23 protein-coding genes and 1 riboswitch are annotated in these 22278 nt (G+C 38.6%); of the genes, 3 read left to right on the forward strand and 20 right to left on the reverse strand.

Going from position 1 to position 22278, the window contains the following annotated elements; translation table 11 throughout:
* Window positions 1-101: 101 nt before the first annotated feature.
* Complete coding sequence (gene dat, locus LAV82_RS01875) at window positions 102-947, forward strand: D-amino-acid transaminase (RefSeq protein WP_013084681.1); 846 nt, start codon at window positions 102-104, stop codon at window positions 945-947.
* 35 nt (window positions 948-982) lie between these two features.
* On the opposite strand, the gene LAV82_RS01880 is transcribed toward dat, so the two are convergent.
* From LAV82_RS01880 to LAV82_RS01940, 13 genes are all read right to left on the reverse strand, one after another.
* Window positions 983-1261: a YokU family protein gene (locus LAV82_RS01880; RefSeq protein ID WP_013058725.1), complete on the reverse strand. Its 279-nt coding sequence runs from the start codon at window positions 1259-1261 to the stop codon at window positions 983-985.
* Window positions 1262-1275: 14 nt separating this feature from the next.
* Window positions 1276-2688, reverse strand: coding sequence for a lysine 2,3-aminomutase (kamA, locus tag LAV82_RS01885; protein ID WP_499715556.1), 1413 nt, complete (start codon window positions 2686-2688; stop codon window positions 1276-1278).
* A gap of 67 nt (window positions 2689-2755) precedes the next feature.
* Window positions 2756-3604 (reverse strand): putative beta-lysine N-acetyltransferase, encoded by an 849-nt coding sequence (gene ablB / locus LAV82_RS01890; protein ID WP_029323939.1) that lies wholly within the window; start codon window positions 3602-3604, stop codon window positions 2756-2758.
* Window positions 3605-3630: 26 nt separating this feature from the next.
* Complete coding sequence (locus tag LAV82_RS01895) at window positions 3631-4896, reverse strand: peptidase (protein ID WP_013058728.1); 1266 nt, start codon at window positions 4894-4896, stop codon at window positions 3631-3633.
* Between the two features lie 13 nt (window positions 4897-4909).
* Window positions 4910-5572, reverse strand: a complete 663-nt coding sequence (locus LAV82_RS01900; protein WP_013058729.1) for a 3-oxoacid CoA-transferase subunit B — start codon at window positions 5570-5572, stop codon at window positions 4910-4912.
* Window positions 5557-6258: a CoA transferase subunit A gene (locus tag LAV82_RS01905; protein WP_013058730.1), complete on the reverse strand. Its 702-nt coding sequence runs from the start codon at window positions 6256-6258 to the stop codon at window positions 5557-5559. Before LAV82_RS01905 ends, LAV82_RS01900 begins: the two co-directional genes overlap by 16 nt.
* Complete coding sequence (locus tag LAV82_RS01910) at window positions 6259-7608, reverse strand: aspartate aminotransferase family protein (protein WP_499715559.1); 1350 nt, start codon at window positions 7606-7608, stop codon at window positions 6259-6261.
* A 108-nt stretch (window positions 7609-7716) separates the two neighbouring features.
* On the reverse strand, window positions 7717-8952 hold the full coding sequence (locus LAV82_RS01915; RefSeq protein ID WP_499715560.1) for a dicarboxylate/amino acid:cation symporter: 1236 nt from the start codon (window positions 8950-8952) through the stop codon (window positions 7717-7719).
* Window positions 8953-9132: 180 nt separating this feature from the next.
* A riboswitch (cyclic di-AMP (ydaO/yuaA leader) is annotated at window positions 9133-9287 on the reverse strand.
* Window positions 9288-9893: 606 nt separating this feature from the next.
* Window positions 9894-11363: an NAD(P)/FAD-dependent oxidoreductase gene (locus LAV82_RS01920; protein ID WP_097824466.1), complete on the reverse strand. Its 1470-nt coding sequence runs from the start codon at window positions 11361-11363 to the stop codon at window positions 9894-9896.
* A 217-nt stretch (window positions 11364-11580) separates the two neighbouring features.
* Window positions 11581-12981, reverse strand: coding sequence for an ATP-binding protein (locus LAV82_RS01925; RefSeq protein WP_013058734.1), 1401 nt, complete (start codon window positions 12979-12981; stop codon window positions 11581-11583).
* Window positions 12982-13134: 153 nt separating this feature from the next.
* Window positions 13135-13320: a YjcZ family sporulation protein gene (locus LAV82_RS01930; RefSeq protein ID WP_075419415.1), complete on the reverse strand. Its 186-nt coding sequence runs from the start codon at window positions 13318-13320 to the stop codon at window positions 13135-13137.
* A 90-nt stretch (window positions 13321-13410) separates the two neighbouring features.
* A complete protein-coding gene (locus LAV82_RS01935) occupies window positions 13411-13836 on the reverse strand; it encodes a hypothetical protein (RefSeq protein ID WP_244856527.1) in 426 nt (141 codons plus the stop codon).
* A complete protein-coding gene (locus LAV82_RS01940) occupies window positions 13826-13987 on the reverse strand; it encodes a hypothetical protein (RefSeq protein WP_499715563.1) in 162 nt (53 codons plus the stop codon). The genes LAV82_RS01935 and LAV82_RS01940 overlap by 11 nt, the downstream gene beginning before the upstream one ends.
* A 214-nt stretch (window positions 13988-14201) precedes the next feature.
* Here LAV82_RS01940 and LAV82_RS01945 point away from each other — a divergent pair, with 214 nt between their 5' ends.
* Entirely contained in the window at window positions 14202-14957 is a 756-nt protein-coding gene (locus LAV82_RS01945) for a DUF4397 domain-containing protein (protein ID WP_211077435.1), read from the forward strand.
* Between the two features lie 32 nt (window positions 14958-14989).
* Here the strand turns inward: LAV82_RS01945 and LAV82_RS01950 are convergent, their stop codons facing one another.
* From LAV82_RS01950 to ilvA, 7 genes are all read right to left on the reverse strand, one after another.
* The gene (locus LAV82_RS01950; RefSeq protein ID WP_013058738.1) at window positions 14990-15562 is read right to left on the reverse strand and encodes a YpmS family protein; all 573 of its coding nucleotides are present in this window, start codon (window positions 15560-15562) and stop codon (window positions 14990-14992) included.
* A gap of 12 nt (window positions 15563-15574) precedes the next feature.
* Entirely contained in the window at window positions 15575-16459 is an 885-nt protein-coding gene (locus tag LAV82_RS01955) for an SGNH/GDSL hydrolase family protein (protein ID WP_211077434.1), read from the reverse strand.
* Window positions 16460-16695: 236 nt separating this feature from the next.
* Complete coding sequence (locus tag LAV82_RS01960) at window positions 16696-17274, reverse strand: SCO family protein (protein ID WP_029323951.1); 579 nt, start codon at window positions 17272-17274, stop codon at window positions 16696-16698.
* Between the two features lie 24 nt (window positions 17275-17298).
* The gene (locus tag LAV82_RS01965) at window positions 17299-18915 is read right to left on the reverse strand and encodes an ATP-binding protein (RefSeq protein ID WP_499715564.1); all 1617 of its coding nucleotides are present in this window, start codon (window positions 18913-18915) and stop codon (window positions 17299-17301) included.
* Between the two features lie 150 nt (window positions 18916-19065).
* On the reverse strand, window positions 19066-19908 hold the full coding sequence (locus tag LAV82_RS01970; protein ID WP_013058742.1) for a DegV family protein: 843 nt from the start codon (window positions 19906-19908) through the stop codon (window positions 19066-19068).
* Between the two features lie 170 nt (window positions 19909-20078).
* Window positions 20079-20330 carry a YpmP family protein gene (locus LAV82_RS01975; RefSeq protein WP_013058743.1) on the reverse strand — a complete coding sequence of 84 codons (252 nt, stop codon included), beginning with the start codon at window positions 20328-20330 and terminating at the stop codon, window positions 20079-20081.
* 161 nt (window positions 20331-20491) lie between these two features.
* Window positions 20492-21763, reverse strand: a complete 1272-nt coding sequence (ilvA, locus tag LAV82_RS01980; RefSeq protein WP_211077432.1) for a threonine ammonia-lyase IlvA — start codon at window positions 21761-21763, stop codon at window positions 20492-20494.
* A gap of 231 nt (window positions 21764-21994) precedes the next feature.
* Between ilvA and LAV82_RS01985 the strand changes: the two genes are divergently transcribed.
* The gene (locus LAV82_RS01985) at window positions 21995-22213 is read left to right on the forward strand and encodes a hypothetical protein (protein ID WP_029323955.1); all 219 of its coding nucleotides are present in this window, start codon (window positions 21995-21997) and stop codon (window positions 22211-22213) included.
* Window positions 22214-22278: the final 65 nt, after the last annotated feature.

The raw sequence follows: 22278 nt of genomic DNA on the forward strand, positions 1-22278 counted from the left end.
ATGACTTTTTTCATTTTCTTCGAAAGAAACCAAGTAAATAATTTCATTTTGCTGAATTTTATGTTAACGTTTTAATATCTAAAGGAAGGGAGTTTTTCAAGATGGAATTAGCATATTATGCTGGAGAGTTTAGAGATATTAATGAGGCTGTTATTCCAATTGATGAACGCGGTCACCAGTTCGGAGACGGCGTTTATGAATTTATTCGCGTATACAAAGGAGTTCCGTTTTCGATTGAACGTCACTTAGACCGCTTAGAAAGAAGTGCAAAGGCAATCTTTATCGAACTGCCGGTTTCAAGACAAGAGCTAAAGGACATCATTCACCAAGCAATGGAAAAATCAACGTTAAAAGACGCTGATATTTATATTCAAGTTACGCGCGGGATTGCTCCTCGAAATCATTTATTTCCCGATGTACCTGCACAATTAGCACTCACAATACGCCACCCTCGCCAAACACCTGAAGAAGCCTATGAAAAAGGCATTTCTACGCTTCTTTTGGAAGACGAGCGATGGGCTAATTGCTATATCAAATCATTGAACTTACTTCCTAACCTTCTGGCCAAACAAGCTGCGGCTTCTAAAGGATGTAAAGAAGCTATTTTAGTAAAAGACGGATACATAACCGAAGGGTCGAGCAGCAATGTATTTGCGATAAAAGACAACGTCTTGTTTACGACTCCTGCCACAAGAAAAATTCTATCCGGTATTACGCGCGCTAACGTACTCGAATGTGCGCAGGAACAAGCCATTCAAATTCGAGAACAAAATATGACTCCTTCCTTTTTAAAAGACGCTGATGAAGTTTTTATTACGAGCACATCTGTTGGTCTCTTGCCCGTTTCAAAAATAGACGAAGTCGAACTTCCAACTTTCCGTCCTGTTACAGTGGCTTTAAAACACGCCTACAGCCTGCGCACTGCTGGAACAAAGGCTTATCAATAAGCAAAGCCGCCCCTTACAAAATAAGGGGCGGCTTTTTAGAATTTAAAGTAGTTGCGCTTTAATAATCTTGGCACTTTCAATAGCTCATCATACCGAATGGATTCATCAAGTTTTTTTGTATCGACAAGAAGCAGCTGTGTTTCCACTTCTTCTATGATCTCTTCTTCTTGATATGACATCCCGCAACCTGAACAGCTGATACATGGCATATGAGTAATTTCAATACTTCTCGTTCCGTCTGGCAATTCCCAGTATGCGGTATTGGTTGTTTCTACCGCTTTTTCTTCTTCGCACCATGCGCATTGAACAGTCATATTACAGGACCTCCTTAAGATGATGGGGCATCGTCGCTTTTACCGTCTTTTTTCAATTGAGCTTTAAACTTTTTATCTTTTAATTCATCTCTTTTTTCACGTTTGTCTTTTAGGCTTTCGTGAGCACTGTCACTTTCATATGTTTTACGTCTTTTTACTCTCCCTAACCCTTCCGGTACAAGGTTGAATTGAGCATCATTCATAAGACCCGAGATGCCGATGGAAGAATCTTTAGTATCCGATGCTGGATAAACAGCTCGAAAATAATCATCTGCACGCCCAGGCACATAGCTTTCTGGCTCCGGATACGTCGTAATCACTCCTTCAAAGTTTCGCAGAACAACTTTACTTGCGCTTTGACTAATAATATAGTTTGGCTGAACCGCAATCTTTCCTCCTCCTCCTGGCGCATCAATAACAAACGTTGGAACAGCATAGCCAGACGTATGACCTCGCAGCCCTTCCATAATTTCAAGCCCTTTGGAAACAGGTGCACGGAAATGCCCAATTCCTTCTGATAAATCACATTGATAAATATAGTAAGGACGAACGCGTATTTTCACTAAGTCGTGCATAAGCTTTTTCATGATAGCTACGCTGTCATTAATCCCAGCTAAAATAACGGCTTGATTGCCAACTGGAACGCCTGCATCGACAAGCATTTCACATGCCTTTTTTGTCTCTTCCGTAATTTCAATGGATGTATTAAAGTGAGTATTTAACCATACTGGATGATATTTTCTTAAAATGGCACATAAATTTTCCGTTATTCGCTGCGGAAACACAACGGGTGCTCTTGTTCCAATTCGAATAATTTCCACATGGGGAATAGCTCGTAAATTCTTCAAAATATATTCTAAAATGTTGTCATTAATCAGCAAGCCATCACCGCCTGAAATGAGTACATCTCGTACTTCGGGTGTTTTGGCGATATAAGCAATCGCAGCATCTAACTGCTTTTTTGGAACGCCCATTCCGATTTGTCCTGAAAACCTTCTTCGAGTACAGTATCTGCAGTACATGGAGCATTGATTGGTAACTAAGAACAAAACGCGATCAGGATAGCGATGAGTCAACCCTGGCACGGGAGAATCTTCGTCTTCATCTAGGGGATCTTCTAGATCGTATTTTGTTTTATGAAGTTCTTCGCCAACCGGAACAGACTGCATACGGACGGGGCAGCGAGGATCATCTGGATTCATTAAAGATGCATAGTAAGGCGTAATATTGAGCGGAATTGTTTTGGTTGAAATGCGTACTCCTTCTTCTTCTTCAGGAGTTAAGTTAATAACCTTTTTTAAATCATCTAACGTTCGAATTGTGTTTGTTAATTGCCAAATCCAGTCATTCCATTTTTCTTCAGGAACATCTTTCCATAACTCAATATCTTTCCAATGTCGGGACGGCTTATATAAATCATATAACATACAATCGCTCCTTTATGAAGATTTACTATTGTTATATGTTACAGCCCATAAATTGGTTAATTTTTTCTCACCCTTTACTTTTTGACAGATCCTTCACCCATACGTTCATATCTTCTAACGATTTATAAATGTAGCAATTATTCGTTAATCGTCCCGTATAGATATACCCAAGCTGATGAAAAGCGGCATTCATTCCAAATGAAAGCGCTCTCGCTATTGTGTATGCACAAAAAATATGCCGCTGTTTTAGCTCCGCCTCTAGTGCGCTTAATAAATGCTTCATGAATCCATACTTTCGGTAAGCAGGGAGAGTCGCACAATCCGTTAGTTCAGCATTATGATAAACATAGTCAATTTCAGCAGAAGCAGCGCTAACGATATCGTTCTTGTCAACTATGATATAAAACAAACTATCTTCTTGAAGCAAACTAGAGAGATACTCTTCTTCGTAAAGGGGAGTAGGATACACTGTGAAGATTTGACGATAGAGCTGAGAAAGTTGTTTAGCGTCAGATGAAATGGCTCGGCGCATGATCAGTTGATTTGATAAAGGAGAATAATCAGATGTCGGCAAATTCAAAACATCTTGAAGCAGCTCTGTTTCTTTTAACGTCTCCCCGCTGTCTCGGCGGGATTGAGACGTATAGTAGCATAAAAGATACGCGTCGCTTCCGTTAAAATAGTAGGGAACAGTTGCTTCTAAAGAAAATCCCAAGCTCATCCAGTCCAACAGATGTTCAGCACGTGCTTTTATAATCCACTTTTCGTACGTTGCCTTATCAACTTCTTTATATATATAGCTGTAAATATCGTTCATATTTCCCCGGTAATCATCTATTCTCAGACGCTTGTTACATTCATCTAAAAAAAGAGTCATAGCAAAGGTTGGTTGACAAATATTTTCTTGTTTCGCCATTTGTTTGTATCCTCTCCCTTTTTAGCTTAGTCCGCAATACTGCACCAGTCTGCTACCGTGAGAGCAATAATTTCTGCTGCGTCAAGCATCGTTTGAATACAAATATACTCATTCGGAAAGTGGGCCACTTCTGTTACTCCCGGTCCAAAAACAACTGTTGGAATATCCCCTACTTGTGACAGTATCCCTCCGTCCGTCCCCCAAGGAGATGCTTCAATGATCGGCTGTTTCTGTTTCACTTGATAAAAAGAGGACGAAAGAGAGGTCATAAGCGGATGCTCCAATTCAATTTCACCGGGAAGCCAGTGGGCCCCAAACCATTCCAGGTCGACAGGATGCTCAGCAAACCACTCATCACACTGAGGCAAAAGTTCAAGCCAGGCTTTCATTTCTGCTCTGACATTTTTCATTTTTTCATGCGGAGCAACTCCTATCCTGCCTTCTAATATTACTTGATCAGCGACTGAAGAAGGCCACGTTCCTCCTTGTATATTTCCGATATTAATCGGCACGGGAATGGGAATTTTATTATAGAGCGGATCTGTAATTCGACTGTTTCTCTCTTTTTCAAGACCCTCAATATGTTTAAGCACAACAGCCGCTTTTTCAATCGCACTCACGCCTTCATACCGAGTCCCTCCATGTGCTGCTACTCCATGCACGGTCACTCGAAACCACATGGAGCCTTGCTGCTTAGGAAAGATCTTCATGTTGGTTGGTTCCGGAATAATGGCACCATCTGCTTTATACCCTCTAAGTACGCAGGAAAGTGTTCCTGCACCTCCGCTTTCCTCTTCTACTACGCTTTGAAAAATAACATCTCCTTTTAGTGAAATATCTAGCTCTTTCAACGCTTGAATAGCTAAAAGTAACGACACATTTCCTCCTTTCATATCCGTTGCTCCGCGCCCATATAAGTTTCCATCTTTTACAACAGCCGTATAAGGGTCTTCCGTCCACTGTGAAAGATCTCCGGGTGGCACTACATCAATGTGCCCATTCAAAATGATGGATTTCCCTCCGCCTTTCCCTTTTAACACGCCTACCACATTCGGACTGTCTCGAAAAGTAGAACGGTTGGAGGCAAAAGCTTCATGGCTACGAAGTATTTTTTCGTCCGGTTCCCATATATCAATATCTAACTGCAACTGTCGAAGGCGTTCAATGACAATTGCCTGCGCATGCTTTTCAGAACCTTGTACGCTTGCTTCTTCTACGAAACGCTTGAGTAAACGCACTGCACTTTGACGATGCTCTGTCATCCAGTTATGAATAGATTGCTGTATGTTCATGTAATGGTCCTCCTTATGGTATCGTAATCAATTGATCACTCAGGCGAACTGTCGCTTCTGTTGAACTCAAAATATCCTCTACGGTATAAGGAGACATTAACTCTGTTAGAAGAAGCGCATCTTTTTCCACTTTAAAAACCGCCCGATCTGTAATAACTAATCCCACGCAGCCCGAAGCAGTCAGAGGTAAAGAGCACGTCTTAACCAGCTTCGGTTCTCCTGTCTTGCTCGTATGATTCATTAGCACAATGACTTTTTTCGCTTTTTGAGCTAATTCCATCGCTCCTCCCATCCCAGGAACTCGCTTACCTGGCACAATCCAATTAGCTAAATCCCCTTTTTCACTCACTTCTAACGCACCAAGAATGGTCATATCGACGTACCCTTTTCGAATCATCGCGAAGGCTGTAGCACTGTCACAGTATGAAGCCCCTTGAACGGTAGTTGTTGGATAGCCTGCTGCATTGCAGACATTCTCATCTTCTTCACCTAAAGGAGGCGAAGATCCTAACCCTAAAATTCCGTTTTCAGCATGAAACATCACATGAACAGTACTTGGTACATAATTAGGAATAAGAGAAGGAATGCCAATCCCTAAATTAACAATCATGCCGTTTTTGATTTCAGCCGCAGCACGTTTTGCAATACGATGACGCATATCTATTCCCAAACCCATTTCCAATTCACTCCTTTTGAAGGAACAATATAATCCACAAATACACCTGACGTCATCACGTTCTCTGGGTCAATGTCGCCAAGAGGAACAATTTCATCCACTTCAGCGATAGTTATACGACCTGCCATTGCCATTAACGGATTAGTGTTTCGAGCGCTTTTATCATAAAGCAAGTTGCCGAATGGATCGGCTTTTTTTGCATACACAAAAGCAACGTCGGCTGTGAGCGGCTTTTCCACTAAAAATGTCTTGCCGTCTACTTCTACTTTTTCTTTTCCAAATTGAATAATGTCATTTTCTATTCCTACATCAACCAGTATTCCTCCAAGTCCAACTCCTCCCGCTCGAATACGTTCAGCAAGCGTTCCTTGAGGAGAAAACTCAACTTTTAGCTTTTCTTCTGTCATGAGCGTCCCAGCCACTGGGTTCGACCCAATATGAGAAGCGATCAGCTTTTGAATTTTTCCTTGGCTTACCAATTTTCCGGCGCCAATATGAGGAAAGCCTGAATCATTACATATCAATGTAAAATTTGATTTTCCGCTTTCAATCAGACCGTCAATGAGAGAAGGCGGGCTGCCTACTCCTCCAAACCCTCCTATCATTAGCGTAGCAGCATGATCGACATATCCAATCGCTTGTTCCACAGTTGTAATCTTTTGAAATGAGTTTTCGACCTTTGTCACTTATTTCACCTCATTTCTCTGTTTTTCATTTTGTACTTCATGCAATGTTTTTGAAAGCAGATCGACCGTTTCATCAAGCTGACGATGAGTAATTGTAAATGGTGGGGCAATAATAATGCCGTCTCCTTCGACTCCGTCTGTTCCTGCTTGTGAAGGGTAAAGAAGAAGACCATTTTTTTGGGCTTTACTTATTAGGCGTGCCGTCATATTTTCCGAGGATGAAAAAGGCTCCTTCGTTTTTGGATTTTGCACAAGCTCAAGACCAATTAGTAAGCCTTTGCCACGTATATCACCAATGATAGGATAAAGAAGCTGAAGCTTCTTCAATTTTTCTATTAAGTAGTCTCCTTTCAGCGCTGCTTCTTGAACAAGATCATGCTTTTCAATATAGGTTAAAACAGCTAGCCCTACAGCCGATGACAGCGGATTAGCGCTTAGCGTATGTCCGCTCATAATTAATTTGGATCCGTTCATAATAGGTTCAATCGTTTTGCTGCTAGCCAACGTAACGGCTATTGGTGTATATCCTGCTCCCACTCCTTTTCCAAGCGTCATGATGTCTGGTTTAACTCCCCAGTGCTCATACGCAAACATCACGCCTGTACGCCCAACCCCAGTCATGACTTCATCCGCAATCCATAACACATCATATTTATCACAAATTTCTCTTATCACTTCATAATAACCGGGAGGAGGTGTAAGCGCTGCTCCGGCTGCTCCTACAATGGGCTCTGTAATAAAACCAGCAATATGTTCAGGGCCAGTTCGTTTGATAACTGTTTCCAATTCGTGTGCACAAGCAAGATTACAGGATGGATAGGTTTGATGAAACGGACATCGATAGCAATAAGGAGGTGAAACCGAAGGATAATCTTCAAGCAAAGATGAGAAGCGTTTTCGTCTTCCAACGTGCCCTGACATAGACAGAGCTCCTATTGTAATACCGTGATAGCTCATCCACCGTGACAAAACCTTTGTTTTGGTTAGCTTTCCTTGCTCTTGAAAATGCTGAATTGCCGTTTTCATAGCCGTTTCAGTCGCTTCTGTCCCGCTGTTAACAAAAAAACTCCACTGGAAATGATTGCTGCTTAATTCACATAGTTTCTTAGCTAAGGCTTCTGTTGGGTCACTTGTAAACTGCGACCGATATACAAACGCAACTTTCTGTGCCTGATCGGTCATCGCATCAATAATTTCTTTTACGCCGTGTCCGATACTTGCTGTAACTGCCCCCGACGAAGCATCTATGTACCTTTTTCCATCTTGGTCGTACAAATAAATTCCTTTTCCATATGAAATAACTGGGTAGTCATCGTCGAGCAGCGGCTTTATTACATGAGTTTTATTCATTTCCGCACTCTCCTTTCAAACATACACTCTTATTAAACTGTATGCTGAAACGAAGAGTTTCTTGCCAATAAAAAAAGCCCTAGCATATAGCTAGAGCTTTTGCGCTTATTAAGCTGATTGCGTTACAGATTTATCGATACGCTTTGCTTCTGACTCAGCCACAATAACGGCACACGCAGCGTCTCCTGTAATATTTACAGATGTACGAAGCATATCAAGCAAGCGATCAATTCCAATAATCAATCCGATACCTGCTACAGGCAGTCCAACCGAACTCAGTACCATTGCTAGCATAATGAGACCAACTCCCGGCACACCTGCTGTACCAATACTAGCAAGCACCGCTGTCAATACAACCGTCACAAGAGCACCTAGCGACAGGTCAACGCCGTATACTTGTGCAATAAAAATAGTCGCTACACCTTGCATAATTGCCGTTCCATCCATGTTAATGGTAGCACCTAACGGCTGAACAAAACTGCTGATGGACTCCGGGACACGAAGATTTTTTTGAGCCACATTCATTGAAATCGGAAGCGTTGCATTACTGCTTGATGTACTGAATCCAACTGTCATCGCAGGAGCAAAACCTTTAAAAAATTCAATAGGGTTACGTCTGGCCATAAGCGCGACTGATCCCCCATATGTTACGATCGAATGGATAAACAGCGCGAGCACGACTACAATCATGTACAGCCCCATCGCTTTAATTGCCTCCCAGCCTTGACTTCCAACCGCGGTTGCAAGAAGCCCAAATGTTCCGTAAGGAGCAAACTTCATCACTAGATTTACAAGATACATCATCAACTCATTGCCTTGCTCGAGTAAATTGTAAAGCCCTTTTGTTTTACTTCCAAGCATCGTAATACCAAAACCGATAAAGATAGAGAAAACGATAAGTTGAAGCATATTCCCTTCAGCCATCGCTTGAATTGGGTTGACTGGAATCATATTTAAGAATGTCTCTCCAACCGGCGGTGCTTTTTCGGCTTCAAAAGAAGCGTTTTTTGTATCAAAAGATCCAAACGTACCCGGTTTAATTGCATACGCTAAAATTAAACCAATAATAATAGCAATGGTTGTTGTAACTAGGAAGTAGGAAACTGTTTTAGCCCCGATTCTTCCTAGTTTTTTAGGATCTCCTAAACCTGCTACGCCTAACGTGATAGAGAAAAACACAATTGGTACAACAAGCATTTTAATTAAGCTTAAGAAGATTTGGCCAAGCGGTGTAAACAAGTACTTGTCCAGCGGATCAAAAGCACTTGGAGCAAAAGCATTAATCAACACTCCTACAACAGCACCAGCAATTAGCGCGATAATGATCTTTGTCGATAGCTTCATAGATTTACCTCCCGTAAATAAATTATATTAGAATGATTCTAACTACCATACTTATTTTACCATGCATTGAGAACGGTAACACTCGAAATATACAATATATTAAAAATTTTCAGATTAATAGTTTAGGAATATTTTTATCTATACAAAAAACCATGAGAATATCATGGTTTCATAGACCTGTTATTCCCTCACTGAATGCTTACGGAGTTAGCTGCCGGATTCGGGTACGTGAGTTACCCTACTTGATTCATTCAAGATTCACCCCAAGTACATTACGCACAAATATGGGTCCCCCGTTCTCTTATAAAACAAAAGAGATTAAGCAAATAATTTTCTTTAATGTTTTTTCATGATAATAATTGTTACTTTAATTAAAATTCATTTTATATGTTTCTGTCAATTTTTTATTCAAAAATAATGCATAATTTTATCATAAAAAGTTGAGAATTGTTATATTTTAAAATATTTACATCATATTTCAATAAACCACAAATACTTATTTAACAAGACTTAAAATCTAATGGATAAAAAATTAATTCAAAAAAATAGTTTGTAAAGTGAACTTTCTTCTCATTAATCCCCATTCATAAATTCGCATAATTATTCTAACATCCGTGTACTTTACTTCTTTCATAAATATTTTACTCATCAAAAAGTAACTCTTTTCAACTGTTGATTTTATCCTTGTATTGCTTGATATAACCCCCTTAAAATTTCACTGAATTTATTGATGGAAAGAAATGGACATTATCAATTCGCCTTATTCTATTTAATTCTGCTCACGATAGAAGTATGGATTCCGTAATATCTTTTAAAAAAGGAGCGGGTAATTATCATATAAAACTATCGGAGTTGGAGCGGTACAAGTTCTTTACTTTTTACGTATTCGCCCTCGTTATTTAACACATAAAAAAAAAGAGGCCGTGACGGCCTCTTTTTTTTTATACAGTAACAGGTTCAGAACTTGCTTTGCGATTCTTTAATTTTTCAACAATGTCACGCGCTACCCACACACCGCACGCACTTGCCTGCGCGAGCCCTCGCGTAATACCAGCTCCGTCTCCTCCCACGTATAAACCGGAAATTTCAGTTTCAAACTTATCGTTTAGCTTCGGACGGGCGGAGTAAAATTTCGCTTCCACACCGTAAAATAGCGTATGTTCAGATGCTAACCCAGGCGTTACATGATCCAGTGCTTCTGTCATTTCAATTAAGCTTTTCATCGTATTGTAAGGAAGCACTAAGCCCAAGTCACCAGGTACAGCTTCTTTTAACGTTGGTTCTAAAAAGCCTTCTTTAATTCGAGTCGCTGTTGAACGACGGCCCTTTAAAATATCTCCATACTTTTGAACAACTAAGCCCCCGTTTGACAGCATATTAGCTAATCTTGATACTTCGTGCGCATATTCGTTCGGCTGATCAAATGGATCCGAAAATTTATGAGAAACAAGCAGCGCAAAGTTCGTATTTTGACTTCCAAGCTTCGGATCTTTGTATGCGTGTCCATTTGCTAACATAATACCTGAATGATTCTCTACTACCACATGTCCTGAAGGATTGCTGCAGAACGTTCTGACTCTTGTACCTACAGACGTATTGTAAATGAATTTCCCTTCGTACAAGTGCTTGTTGATTTCTTCCATAACAACGTTGGATGTTTCTACTCGAACGCCGATGTCCACTTGATTGTTAATCATTTTTAAACGACGTTTTTTTAGTAAGTCACTCATCCACTTCGAGCCGTCTCGACCTGGTGAAACAACCACTTTATCAGCCGTAATTCTTTCACCATTCTTCAATTCGATACCGCGCACGATATGCTGACCATCTTCTTTTTCTGTTATTAAATCGGCTACTTCCATTTTATACTGCATATCAATTTTTTCTTTTAAGTATTCATAAATGCTTTTTAAAATTTCTAAATTTTGCTCTGTTCCTAAATGACGCACCTGGGCACGCAATAGCTTTAATCCTGCTGCGTATCCGCGTTTTTCAATTTCACGAACTTTATCAGTTAACGGATCCGTAATCGTATCGGTTGCTCCGTGTTTTAAATTAATTTCATCCACATATTTAATTAAATCTACCACCTGTGATTCAGACAGATAATCCGTCATCCAGCCTCCAAATTCACTTGTGATATTAAATTTCCCGTCTGAATATGCGCCGGCTCCACCGAAACCATTTGTGATAGAACAAGCAGGCAAACAGCCAGCAAACTCTTTTTTGCCAACCGCAGGCGGACATTTTTCAATTTTTTTCTGAAGAATCGGACAATTACGTCGATAGATATCGTGTCCTTTATCGATTAATAAAATAGTTGCTTCCGGTAATTTTAACGTTAACTCATAGCAAGTAAAAATCCCAGCGGGTCCTGCCCCTACCACAATAACATCATAATTTGAGTTCATTGTACATTCTCCCATCATCTTTTTTCTTTGGGTAAAAGATAAAAGTTATTGACCGAATTTTCTTTTTTTATTATCATTCGGTTATTTTCTAGCCATTTGATAATATATCAAAAACAAATCCTTTAGTCAACAATATACACGAACATTAAAATAAAAAAAATAAAAAACATTCGTTTTTATTCCAAGTAAATAAAAACCAGTGAACGAATAGCAAGCGCTATGAAATGTTCACTGGTTCTTTAATGTACGGAAGAGCAATTTCTACTTTTGTTCCTACTCCTACTTTACTCGCAAATGAAATATGCCCTTGATGCTGTTCGATTATTCGGTAGCTAATCATTAACCCTAGCCCCGTTCCTGTTTGTTTAGTGGAATAAAACGGTTCACCTAGCCGGGCTAAAGATTGCTCATCAATTCCACAGCCTTCATCCTCGATAATGACCATGCCGTATTCATTTCTTTTCTCAACGGTGACTTTAACTGTCCCTTTGCTCATTGACTCAAGCGCATTTTGAATTAAATTAATAAAAACTTGTTTAAGCGCATTTTCTTCACAAAAGATTGTAATCTCATCACTAATCTCATTAATAATACGACAGTTTTTATAATTGGCGTGTGTATCTAATAGTAATGTCACATGACGTATGATTTGATTGAGACTTTTGGGGTGGTATGAATTTTCAATTTTAGGCTTGGCCAGCGTTAAAAATTCTTGAATAATGGATTCGACGCGATTCAATTCTTCAAGCATAATATCATTGTATTCTTCGTTGTACTGTTTCGATGCTTTTAACAGCTGAATAAACCCTTTAATCGCCGTCATTGGATTACGAATTTCATGTGCTACTCCTGCCGCTAACTTGCTCACCATTGTAAGCTTTTCAGATTTGCTTGCCATTTCATCATATTTTTTTCGATCCGTTACGTCGCGAATAATATACTGAATGGCATCCTGTCCTTCAAACTTAATCTTGGTTGCCGAAGATTCAATAATGACGACTCCTTTTTTAGTCAATAGTTTCACATCAACACGCGGCCTCACAGACATTCCATTCATCAGCTGAACCATTCGTTCTTTTACGATTTCTAAATGTTCGGGGTGAATAAAATGAAGCCAAGGACGCCCGATATACTCTTCTTTTTTCTCCCCGCCAAGAAGTTTAACACCAGCGGGATTCAAATATTGAATTCTGCCTTCTCTTGTTACAATAAATGCATCTTGGCTTTGCTGGACAAACTGTTTATATTGCTTCATTTTTCGAATGACTTCCTCTTGCTTTTCAATACTTGAGGAAAACTCTTTCCATTGAACAACTAAGAGCGGAATATCCCCTTCCGTGCGCTGAATATGGATGTGCATCGGAAACTGCTGATCTACTTTTTTCTTAAGTAAAACAACTTCTTCCTCTTGCTTTCTTAACGGTTCCACTTCATGCTTTTCAATAAAAAAGCGATTTGGCTCTTCAAATACATTACAGGAAAGAAGTCGTTCCTCCGTCGTTTTAAAAAGGTGGCAGCACGCTTCATTTAAAATTTGAATATCTCCATCCATATTCATTACGAGCATTGGTGTAAATGACATTGAAAATAGCTGTTGAAATACTTTTTCCTTTTCCATATATTCACCTTCGCTTATTGAGTTACTAGCTATAGTATAATATGGTAAATGTTGATTTGGCAAAATTTTTTTATTATTTAAACAATTTATATATAAGTTTGTCCTTTTCCATCTGTTATAAAAAGCTCGCACGCGCGAGCAAATGAGATCTAATCAGCAAAAACAGGTGCAGCCAATGATGATTAATAAAATAAATAGCACAACAATTAATGCAAATGACTGGCCCGTTCCGCAATGATGATAACCGCCAATTGGATAGCTAATTGGATAGTGGCAAGTATCATATAGGTGGTGATAGCCTCCGTGATGGCATGGATCGTAACAATCGTAGTTATACATAGCAATCTCTCCTCTTGTTTTTTTATTCATTTCGTACACTGTACTTTATATGCGTTAGTTGATTGTCCTGTATGTGCATTCGCCCATTTTTTACTTTCTCTTACGCCATATTCGCCTTTTGGGCTGCAGCGTATACGAAAACAACAAAAGTAAAATACTTCCCATCACCAGTAACGTAGTAAAATCTTTCATAAACTCAATAATGAACCCTATATACGGGAGGTGGTATGCGTAGCTTCCAATCACTTTATAAGAAGCAGGCAAAGAATCTCTTTGAGCTGTAACCAGTACATCAAGCTCTTGATTATGGGCCAGTACAAGTTCATTCTTTGAAGAAGATAATTCGTCTCTAAAGACAACTATATCTCCGCGATGCAGATGGTGATAATCCGTTTCTTGAACGGTTACGGTGAAACCAAATAGGCTTGGAACTGTACTAACAAATAAAAATGTAAAGCATATAGCATAAAGAACAAGTACATATCGAAACGCAGAAAACATACATTTATTGATCATAGGTAATCAGCTCAATTCGCTCGGTTACTTTATTTAGCGAGGGGGTAATGTGAATAAATGAAGTAGAGCGCTCTGTAAATTGAATTAAAAGTAGCAGCAGTAAAAAACTTAACATAATTAACCGTAGCATCCGAGCATAAAAATCGCGCATGCTCTCACTCCTTTTTTCTATACTAATTTCGGTCGTACAATAAGCCTTCAGTCAATAATTTGATTCAGTATATGCACATAGAGGGCGTTTGGCTCATTGTTTCTTCTTGGAGGCCTTGGGAGTGATCAGTGATCGGCATAAATTATGAGTTTTAGCATATGTTTGGTTACGTATGGAAATGTTTTTATACTCCGACAATAAGGGAGCTGAACATATGGATAATTATTCCTTTGATCAATATATTAAAAAAGCAATGAAATACGATTTTCTAGCTACCTACTATAAGTATAGTGATCCATCTAAGCATATTCATTATTATCAAAAGCATTTGTACTATATCCAGCAGGCCATCTTAACTTCTTCTGAAAATACGAATTTGCGCGTAAATCCGCCGCAAATTCGTATACTTCACGCTTCTCCAGATTCTCCATCTGTAGATATTTATATTAACAACAAACGAGTGATTCGCAATTTAACTTATAAACAAGAAACAGATTATATTGAATTACAAGAACCTGGAAGATATACAATTTCTATTTATCCCGCTGGAGAAACGGGAAGACCTGTTTTAACGGAATCATTTACATTTGAAGGAAACCAAAATTACACGGTAGCGGCGGTAGATGAGCTAAATAAGCTTGATTTATTATTTATCTATGACAATACGGATGTACCAAGTGGAGAAACAAAGCTTCGTTTTGTGCATCTTTCTCCTGATGCTCCTGCTGTGGATATTGCAGCTAGAGGCGGAGACGTCATTTTTTCTGGAGTGCAGTTTAAAGAAGTCACAAAATATTTGCCTTTATCCCCCATGCATGTTCAACTTAGTGTGCGCATAGCGGGAACCAAAAATGTAGTACTCGAAATCCCGGCACTGAACCTTCGTCCGAATCGAACATATACGGTATATGCCGTCGGATTTGCTAAGAACCGTCCTGTATTAGAAGCGCTGATTTCCCAAGATCGTTAACAAAAAAAACCTTCCAAATTGGAAGGTTTTTTTTATTCACTGCGCGAAATTAAACGTACGCGAATATCATCATTTTTTAAATCAAACTTTTGTACTTTTACAGCAAAATCACTCTCTAACTTCATCTGCTGTAACGCTACGTATACTGATTCATTCTTTGGATCAATCGTTACCCATTCTGGTAGCGCAAAGTTATTATTCACGTATCGAAGCACTGTGCGGACAGGAAGCTGCAGCTTTCCAACAGAAAGTGACTGCTGTTCAAGCACAATATCTCCATTTTTTTGTACGATTGGATCAAATGTCATTCGAATATTAATATCATCGCCGAATACTTGAATCGTACCATCTACTCTTACTACATCGGTAAGAGTAATTTTGTAGTTAAGCGGCTGATTCTTAAACTCTTTTTTTAAATATTTATCAATCAGTACATTTAAGTCCGCTTTTTTAGCCAAAATAGTTAGTTCTGCGTCTCCTTCTACTTTTTCAGAGGGAGTTGGATTGGCCTTGTCAACCGGTTGAAAAATAAACGCAATAATAAGGATAGCCCCTAGAACATTAATCCCTAATAACGCGATAAATAGGGTTTTCCACTTCTTCATATAACAATCTCCTTACTCGTTCCCACTCTCTTTCGTGTTTTTCTCTTTTTCATCAGATGTAACTTCTTCTGCTGTTTCCTTTTTCTGGTCTCCAACGAGAGGATCTTCTTCCTCCATTGATTTACTAATGCGCTCAGCCATTAGTTTGTACCCTTTTTTATTAGGGTGAAACTCGTCTTTCCCTAATAAATTTACGTCAGAATCATAAAAAATATCATCAATTTTTACATAACTTACATTATCATATTGAGAAGAAATTTTCTCGCTTGCCGCATTCCATTCATTAATAACGACATTAATTTCTTTCACATCACTTAACGATTTAAAGAATGGATTATAAAAACCAATTAAATAAATATGAGCATTAGGATTAAGCTTACGTATACGTGAAAACACGTCATTTAGACGTTTTTCATATTTTGACTGCTGTGATTCAAACGTCTTAATTGAGATATTGTAAAAATAATCTCTTACCACTTTCATCACGTCATTGCCGCCAATCGTCAAGAAAACGATGTCTGCTCTTGATACTTCAGCTGCTACTCCCGGCTGATTTAACCTCGCTAATAGCTGATCCGTCCGGTTTCCTCTTTTACCTAAATTCTCTGTTCGTACATTTTGCACTTCATTTTGTTTAGAAAGGTATTTAGTTAAGTATGGTACATAACCGCCTTTTTTAGACTCATCTCCTACTCCTTCTGTTAATGAGTCGCCAATGGCTACAATATCTAAATCTACAGGAAAAAAGCCTTTCGGAATATGCTTTTTAGGTGTTAAATCCACTTCTTTCTGAACGGCTTCTTCTTTATTGTCCGTTGGCAAAAAAGTCGTCGTCGAACAGCTCGCTAACACCACCGCACTCATACTGCTTATCACTATACTTTTCCATTTTCTCATCATAACACCTACTAACTATGCTGTATTCTCGCTGTCACAAGCAATACTGCTTACCGCTCTGAATAACTATATCTTTATATCTTATCATACTATGTCAAGTTGATATTTTACTACGTTTCTTATATATAGTATATGTAAAAAAAAGGATAAGCATGTTTCTTTCATAAAAATATCCGCTAACACATCACTATAAAGATAGCTGTGTTTTGCGGATAGATTTGACGGATTTATAGCTCTTACTGAAGAGTTTTGATATCTTTTAACATATCTTCATAAGGAGGATCAGTCACTCCTTGATAAGATTTTTGAACGACTCCATCTTTGTCAATTAGAAAAAAATCCGTACCGTGAATAACCTGCGGATTTTCTTGCGGCTTTTTCACAATCGTTTTAAATTGGTCCAGCGCAAACTTTTCAATTTCCGCTTGTTTATAACCCGTTAAGAAATCCCAATTCGAAAAATCAGCGCCAAATTTAGTCGCATAGTCCTTCATTTTCAGGGGAGTATCCACTTCAGGGTCTACGCTAAATGAAACAAAGCGAACGTCCAGCCCTTCATCCTTGGCCATTTTTTGTAATTTAGCCATATGAGCCGTCATTGGGGGACATACGGTTTCGCAGCTTGTGAAGATAAAGTTAGCTACCCAAACGTTCCCTTTCAGCTGACTTAGCCCTACTTTCTTTTGATCTTGGTTAACATAAGAAAAAGAGTCCATCTTCCAATTAAGCGGATTTTCTATTTTGGAACCACAGGCTGTTAACATCATACAACTAATGAGCAGTAAAAAAAACAATTTATAAGACCAGCTTTTCATATGTTCCTCCTGCACGGTTAAAGTTTAGTCATAGCTAGGTAAAATCAAGGTAAACGTTGAACCTTTTCCTGGTATGCTTTCCACTTCAATTCTTCCATTCATTTGTTCGACCAGTTGATAAGACACCATCAGACCAATCCCTGTTCCTTTTTCTTTTAAAGAATAAAACGCTGTTCCCAGCCGGTTCACTTGTTCACTGGTCATGCCTATACCAGTATCTTCAATTTGAATATGTACATGCCCTTCTCGCTTGTAAAGCCCTACTCGAAGCGTTCCTCCATTTCTCATGGCTTCAATTCCATTTTTCATAATATTAAGCAGAACTTGATTCAATTCGTTTCGGCTGCCGCGAACATACATCTCTTCTTTTGCGTCTAATTCTATGAGTATATTGTTTGTTAACAAAGCATAAGAAGATAATAAGTCTACTAAGCTTGTAACACACTCTAAGCAGTTAATAAAACGATGCTGATGAACATCCGGCTTGGCTAAAGATAAATAGTCATGAATAATCGCTTCCGCTCTGTCCATTTCGTTAATCATAAGATGAATGTAACTTAATTCAGTGTTTGAAAGCTTTGTGTTATCTTGAAACAGCTGTAAAAACCCTTTTACCACCGTCATAGGATTTCGAATTTCATGGGCTACAGAAGCAGCTAATTGACCAATTGCATTCATTTTCTCTGCTCGCTGCAATTCCTTTTGCATCCTCGTTTTTTCCATAATAACTTCTAATTCATCAATCGCTTTAGCAATTCCATCTTTTGAATGACTGAAATTCGTTTCTACGTTCAGCTGTTCTTTTGTTGCTGACACTTGTTGAAAAAGCTGCTGAAGCCGCTCGGTCATTTCATTAAATCTTGTGTGTACATTCCCTAACTCAGAATCATTTTCATGTGTCAGCTTCACATCAAACTTCCCTTGACTTACTGCTTGAATTCCTTCTATTAATTCCCCTAGGGGCGACATTAATCGCCTTAGTCCCCAGTCTTGAATAACAATAATGAAGGTAAACAAAATCGTAAACGCAACGATCAAAGCCACAATTAAACGTTTTTGGTAGATATAGATAGCGCTCGCATCTATATCTACACCAAGCATAGCCACGACTTTTCCAGAGCTGTTTGTAATAGGCGATAAAACGGTGATCCACGTCCCGAATTCGTCTTTGTATGTAGATGTTATGATATTCTTCTTTTCTTGTTCTGCTTGCTTAAATGATTTGTAAAATTCTTCTCCTCCATAATAAATCATGGACGGCTCTAGTGATTGCTTAATTTTCTTATTCGCTGTTACGATAATCTTATTTCCATGCGACTTGAATTTTTCGGTCGTCATAATATATCCCTGCAAGTACGACGGATGCAATTCATAAATCTTTCTAAACTGCTTTTCTAGCTCGTCTTTTTCAGGAATCGTCCCGTTCCTTGAATCCACTGCTGCTATTACGTCTTGTTTAGATAAAGACTCCCTCCATAAATCAGCCATAATTAACGCGTGCTGCGTTAGTGTCTCTTTTGCCATCTTTTTTTGAACTTGATAGCTAATGGCTAAAGAAATGACTCCAAGGGCAACTACAATTAAAGTAGAAAATAAAACCGTTTTGTTAAACACACTCAAATTTCGAATATATTTTTTCATCGGTATACTCCGGATTCAAAAGAATAGTAACCAGCACAGCATTCGCTGGTAGAAAGTTGATTCTATTATATCACACGTTCGTCCACTTCTCTTTCCCCTTTTTCCAAAAAAGAGAAAGCCAAAAAAGTGACTTGCAAAAAGCAACCCACTTTATTCAGCAAAATACATAAAACCAATTGCACCAATACCTGTATGCGTCGAGATAATAGGCGTCGTATCTTCAATCGAAAATTGCGTATAGCCCCTTGCCTTCACAATTGATTCTTTTAACTTAGAGGCGAGTCCAAATCCATCTGCATGTACAAGCCCTACTCCTTTAATACTTTTTCCTTCTGTATGCTCTTCGAACTGTTTCGTTAAAAACTTAACAATTTGAGAATGGCTGCGCACTTTAGCAACAGGAGTATATACTCCGTCAGCTAGAGAAGCAATCGGCTTAATATTTAAAAGAGAACCGATCAATCCTTTTCCTCGTCCAATACGTCCACCTTTAACCAAATTTTCAAGCGTATCAACTACGACAAAAAGATTCGTATTTTGACGCACCTCTTCCAAGCGTGTGATAATTTCTTCTACTGTATGCCCATCTTCAATCATTTTCACCGCTTCAAAGACTTGAAACGAAAGAGCTTTTGTAATGTACATAGAATCAACAACGGTGATGTTTCCTTCTACCATTTGAGCCGCGCTTTCAGCTGCTCGAACAGTTCCGCTCATTCCCCCAGTCATATGAATCGAAATGACGTCATACCCTTCACTAACTAATCGTTCATATACTTCAACAAAAGAACCAATAGCTGGCTGAGAGCTTTTTGGTAATTCTTTTGAATTTTTCATTTTTTCAATAAAATCTGTCGGCGTTAATTCCACGCGATCTAAATACGTTTCATTATCAATGTTAATACATAAAGGTATCATCTCAATACCGTACTTTTCAGCTTCTTCCAACGTTAAATCAATTGTTGAATCCGTTACCACTTTAATTTTCGCCATGTGTTCACCCCTATAAGATGCATTGCAGACTAGTATAACATGAACACTTACAACAATATAGTTATAATAGAATGCAAGTTTTGCTAATTCGTAAAACGCATGTTCAACCTTTTATATCAACAAAAAAAAGTTGACTCTGCTGAAATATTCAGAAAAGTCAACTTTTACGTTTATGCATTATGTTTTAATACATGAGACTTAAAGAGCTGTTCGTAATCTTTCCATTTCAACACGCGTTTTAAATATTCTTGAAACGAGTAGGTTTGCTTCGGAACTGATTCGTTCGTGATTTGTCTAATAAATAAATCAAGTTTTGCAGATAACATGAACCGAAACGTGCTATTTTCCTCTAAAACTGGAATTTCAGTAATTTTTACTTTTTGACCACTGACATGTTTAAATTCAAGGCTTTTTAATAGCAAGGCGATCAACCCTCTTTTTACCCGTTTATTTTATTATAATGCTTAAGGCACTTTCTGTCTTGATAAAATAAAAAGAAAACACAAATATTCTTTAAAATAAAAATGCTTCATCAACTTATTCGACAGTTGATGAAGCATTCCTTTTTAAAATGACCTTCTATTTAAATAAATAAGTGAAACAAGTTGCTTTCTTTATTAATTTCTGTGTAAGGGAATCCTTTTTTATCCATACGATTAATCAGTGGATAATAATCTTCTTTATGCTTGAGCTCGATTCCAACAAGTGCTGGTCCGCTGTCTTTGTTATTCTTTTTCGTATACTCAAAGCGCGAAATATCGTCTGTCGGTCCAAGCACTTCGTCTAGAAATTCACGAAGAGCTCCTGCGCGCTGAGGGAAATTAACGATAAAATAATGCTGTAATCCTTCATAAATCATCGAACGTTCTTTGATTTCTTGCATACGTCCAATGTCATTGTTTCCTCCGCTGATGACGCAAACAACCGTTTTTCCTTTAATTTGCTCACGGTATGAGTCAAGAGCAGCAATCGAAAGAGCTCCTGCTGGTTCTGCTACAATCGCATTTTCATTGTATAGAGATAAAATGGTTGTGCAAACCTTGCCTTCAGGAACAACTACAATATCGTCCACAAGCTCTTTACTGATGTCATACGGAAGCGTTCCGACTGTTTTAACAGCTGCTCCGTCTACAAATGGATCGATTGCCGGTAGCGTCACTACATTTCCATTTGCTAAAGATGTCTGCATGCCAGGCGCGCCTGCTGGTTCTACCCCAATTACAGCTGTTTGAGGCGAGATGCTTTTTACGTATGTGCCGACACCGGAAATTAATCCGCCCCCGCCGATACCCGCAAATACGTAGTCAATTTCATCTTCACAGTCATTGAACATTTCAACGGCTACTGTACCCTGCCCTGCAATAACGTCTACATCATTAAATGGGTGAATAAATGTACGATGTTCCTCTTCACTGCATGCAATAGCTTGTTCATAAGAATCATCAAACGTATCTCCGATTAGTACGACCTTTACGTTATCTTTGCCTAAAAATTTCACTTGATTAATTTTTTGGCGCGGCGTTGTGCTCGGCATAAAGATTTTACCATCGATATTTAAATGACGGCACGCATATGCTACACCTTGTGCGTGGTTTCCTGCACTTGCACAGGCAATTCCATTTTGTAATTCTTCTGGGGATAACTTTTTGATTCGATTGTACGCACCGCGAATTTTAAATGAGCGCACCACCTGTAAATCCTCACGTTTTAAATAGATATTACATTCATATCGTTCAGACAAAACGTCATTACGCTGTAGTGGTGTATGCACAACAACATCTTTAATCAATTGATTTGCAATCATGATGTCCTCTAAATGTACGTGTTTTGTTCGATTATCTACTTGTTGTTTCATAACCAACTTCCTTCCTCTTCTACCATTATTAATTTGTACATTATATCACAAAAAATTTAGAAAAATCATTATTTTTCATTAATAATAACTAAAAAAACTTTTCCAACTATTTTACTGTCCACATACTTTACATATGTTTAGCAAAAGCTAAATAGACTTACAAAATTGCCCATATTTTCTACATGCAGCTGATGCGATAACAGGTATAAATTAAGAAAGGTTGTGGAATAAATGGAGTTTTCGCTTCAAAGTCATGAAAGTGCCGTTCCGTGCGAAATAGTTGCAGATGAAGAAAACGGTAGATACATGCTTCGCAAAGCAGATACGAGCGGAGAAGTTTTTAATACACCAAGCGAGCTGATTCAATGGATTGAAGCTAACTGGAGCACTGAACAGTTTGTGAGCCCAGCGGCTTTTCACGAAATGATGAAGCAATTAAAATCAATATAAAAAGAGATTGAAACATAACGAAATCAATCTAAAGACGAACAAATGGAATACATGAAACCTAGGTT

Origin of the sequence: Bacillus sp. ILBB4, from assembly GCF_035064545.1 — a bacterium.
Classification (GTDB): domain Bacteria; phylum Bacillota; class Bacilli; order Bacillales; family Bacillaceae_H; genus Priestia.

Coding starts and splice junctions, on each gene's coding strand:
- dat (WP_013084681.1), top strand. CDS start 102: ATGGAATTAGCATATTATGCTGGAGAGTTTAGAGATATTAATGAGGCT.
- LAV82_RS01880 (WP_013058725.1), bottom strand. CDS start 1,261: ATGACTGTTCAATGCGCATGGTGCGAAGAAGAAAAAGCGGTAGAAACA.
- kamA (WP_499715556.1), bottom strand. CDS start 2,688: ATGTTATATGATTTATATAAGCCGTCCCGACATTGGAAAGATATTGAG.
- ablB (WP_029323939.1), bottom strand. CDS start 3,604: ATGGCGAAACAAGAAAATATTTGTCAACCAACCTTTGCTATGACTCTT.
- LAV82_RS01895 (WP_013058728.1), bottom strand. CDS start 4,896: ATGAACATACAGCAATCTATTCATAACTGGATGACAGAGCATCGTCAA.
- LAV82_RS01900 (WP_013058729.1), bottom strand. CDS start 5,572: ATGGGTTTGGGAATAGATATGCGTCATCGTATTGCAAAACGTGCTGCG.
- LAV82_RS01910 (WP_499715559.1), bottom strand. CDS start 7,608: ATGAATAAAACTCATGTAATAAAGCCGCTGCTCGACGATGACTACCCA.
- LAV82_RS01915 (WP_499715560.1), bottom strand. CDS start 8,952: ATGAAGCTATCGACAAAGATCATTATCGCGCTAATTGCTGGTGCTGTT.
- LAV82_RS01920 (WP_097824466.1), bottom strand. CDS start 11,363: ATGAACTCAAATTATGATGTTATTGTGGTAGGGGCAGGACCCGCTGGG.
- LAV82_RS01925 (WP_013058734.1), bottom strand. CDS start 12,981: ATGGAAAAGGAAAAAGTATTTCAACAGCTATTTTCAATGTCATTTACA.
- LAV82_RS01930 (WP_075419415.1), bottom strand. CDS start 13,320: ATGTATAACTACGATTGTTACGATCCATGCCATCACGGAGGCTATCAC.
- LAV82_RS01935 (WP_244856527.1), bottom strand. CDS start 13,836: ATGATCAATAAATGTATGTTTTCTGCGTTTCGATATGTACTTGTTCTT.
- LAV82_RS01940 (WP_499715563.1), bottom strand. CDS start 13,987: ATGCGCGATTTTTATGCTCGGATGCTACGGTTAATTATGTTAAGTTTT.
- LAV82_RS01945 (WP_211077435.1), top strand. CDS start 14,202: ATGGATAATTATTCCTTTGATCAATATATTAAAAAAGCAATGAAATAC.
- LAV82_RS01950 (WP_013058738.1), bottom strand. CDS start 15,562: ATGAAGAAGTGGAAAACCCTATTTATCGCGTTATTAGGGATTAATGTT.
- LAV82_RS01955 (WP_211077434.1), bottom strand. CDS start 16,459: ATGAGAAAATGGAAAAGTATAGTGATAAGCAGTATGAGTGCGGTGGTG.
- LAV82_RS01960 (WP_029323951.1), bottom strand. CDS start 17,274: ATGAAAAGCTGGTCTTATAAATTGTTTTTTTTACTGCTCATTAGTTGT.
- LAV82_RS01965 (WP_499715564.1), bottom strand. CDS start 18,915: ATGAAAAAATATATTCGAAATTTGAGTGTGTTTAACAAAACGGTTTTA.
- LAV82_RS01970 (WP_013058742.1), bottom strand. CDS start 19,908: ATGGCGAAAATTAAAGTGGTAACGGATTCAACAATTGATTTAACGTTG.
- ilvA (WP_211077432.1), bottom strand. CDS start 21,763: ATGAAACAACAAGTAGATAATCGAACAAAACACGTACATTTAGAGGAC.
- LAV82_RS01985 (WP_029323955.1), top strand. CDS start 21,995: ATGGAGTTTTCGCTTCAAAGTCATGAAAGTGCCGTTCCGTGCGAAATA.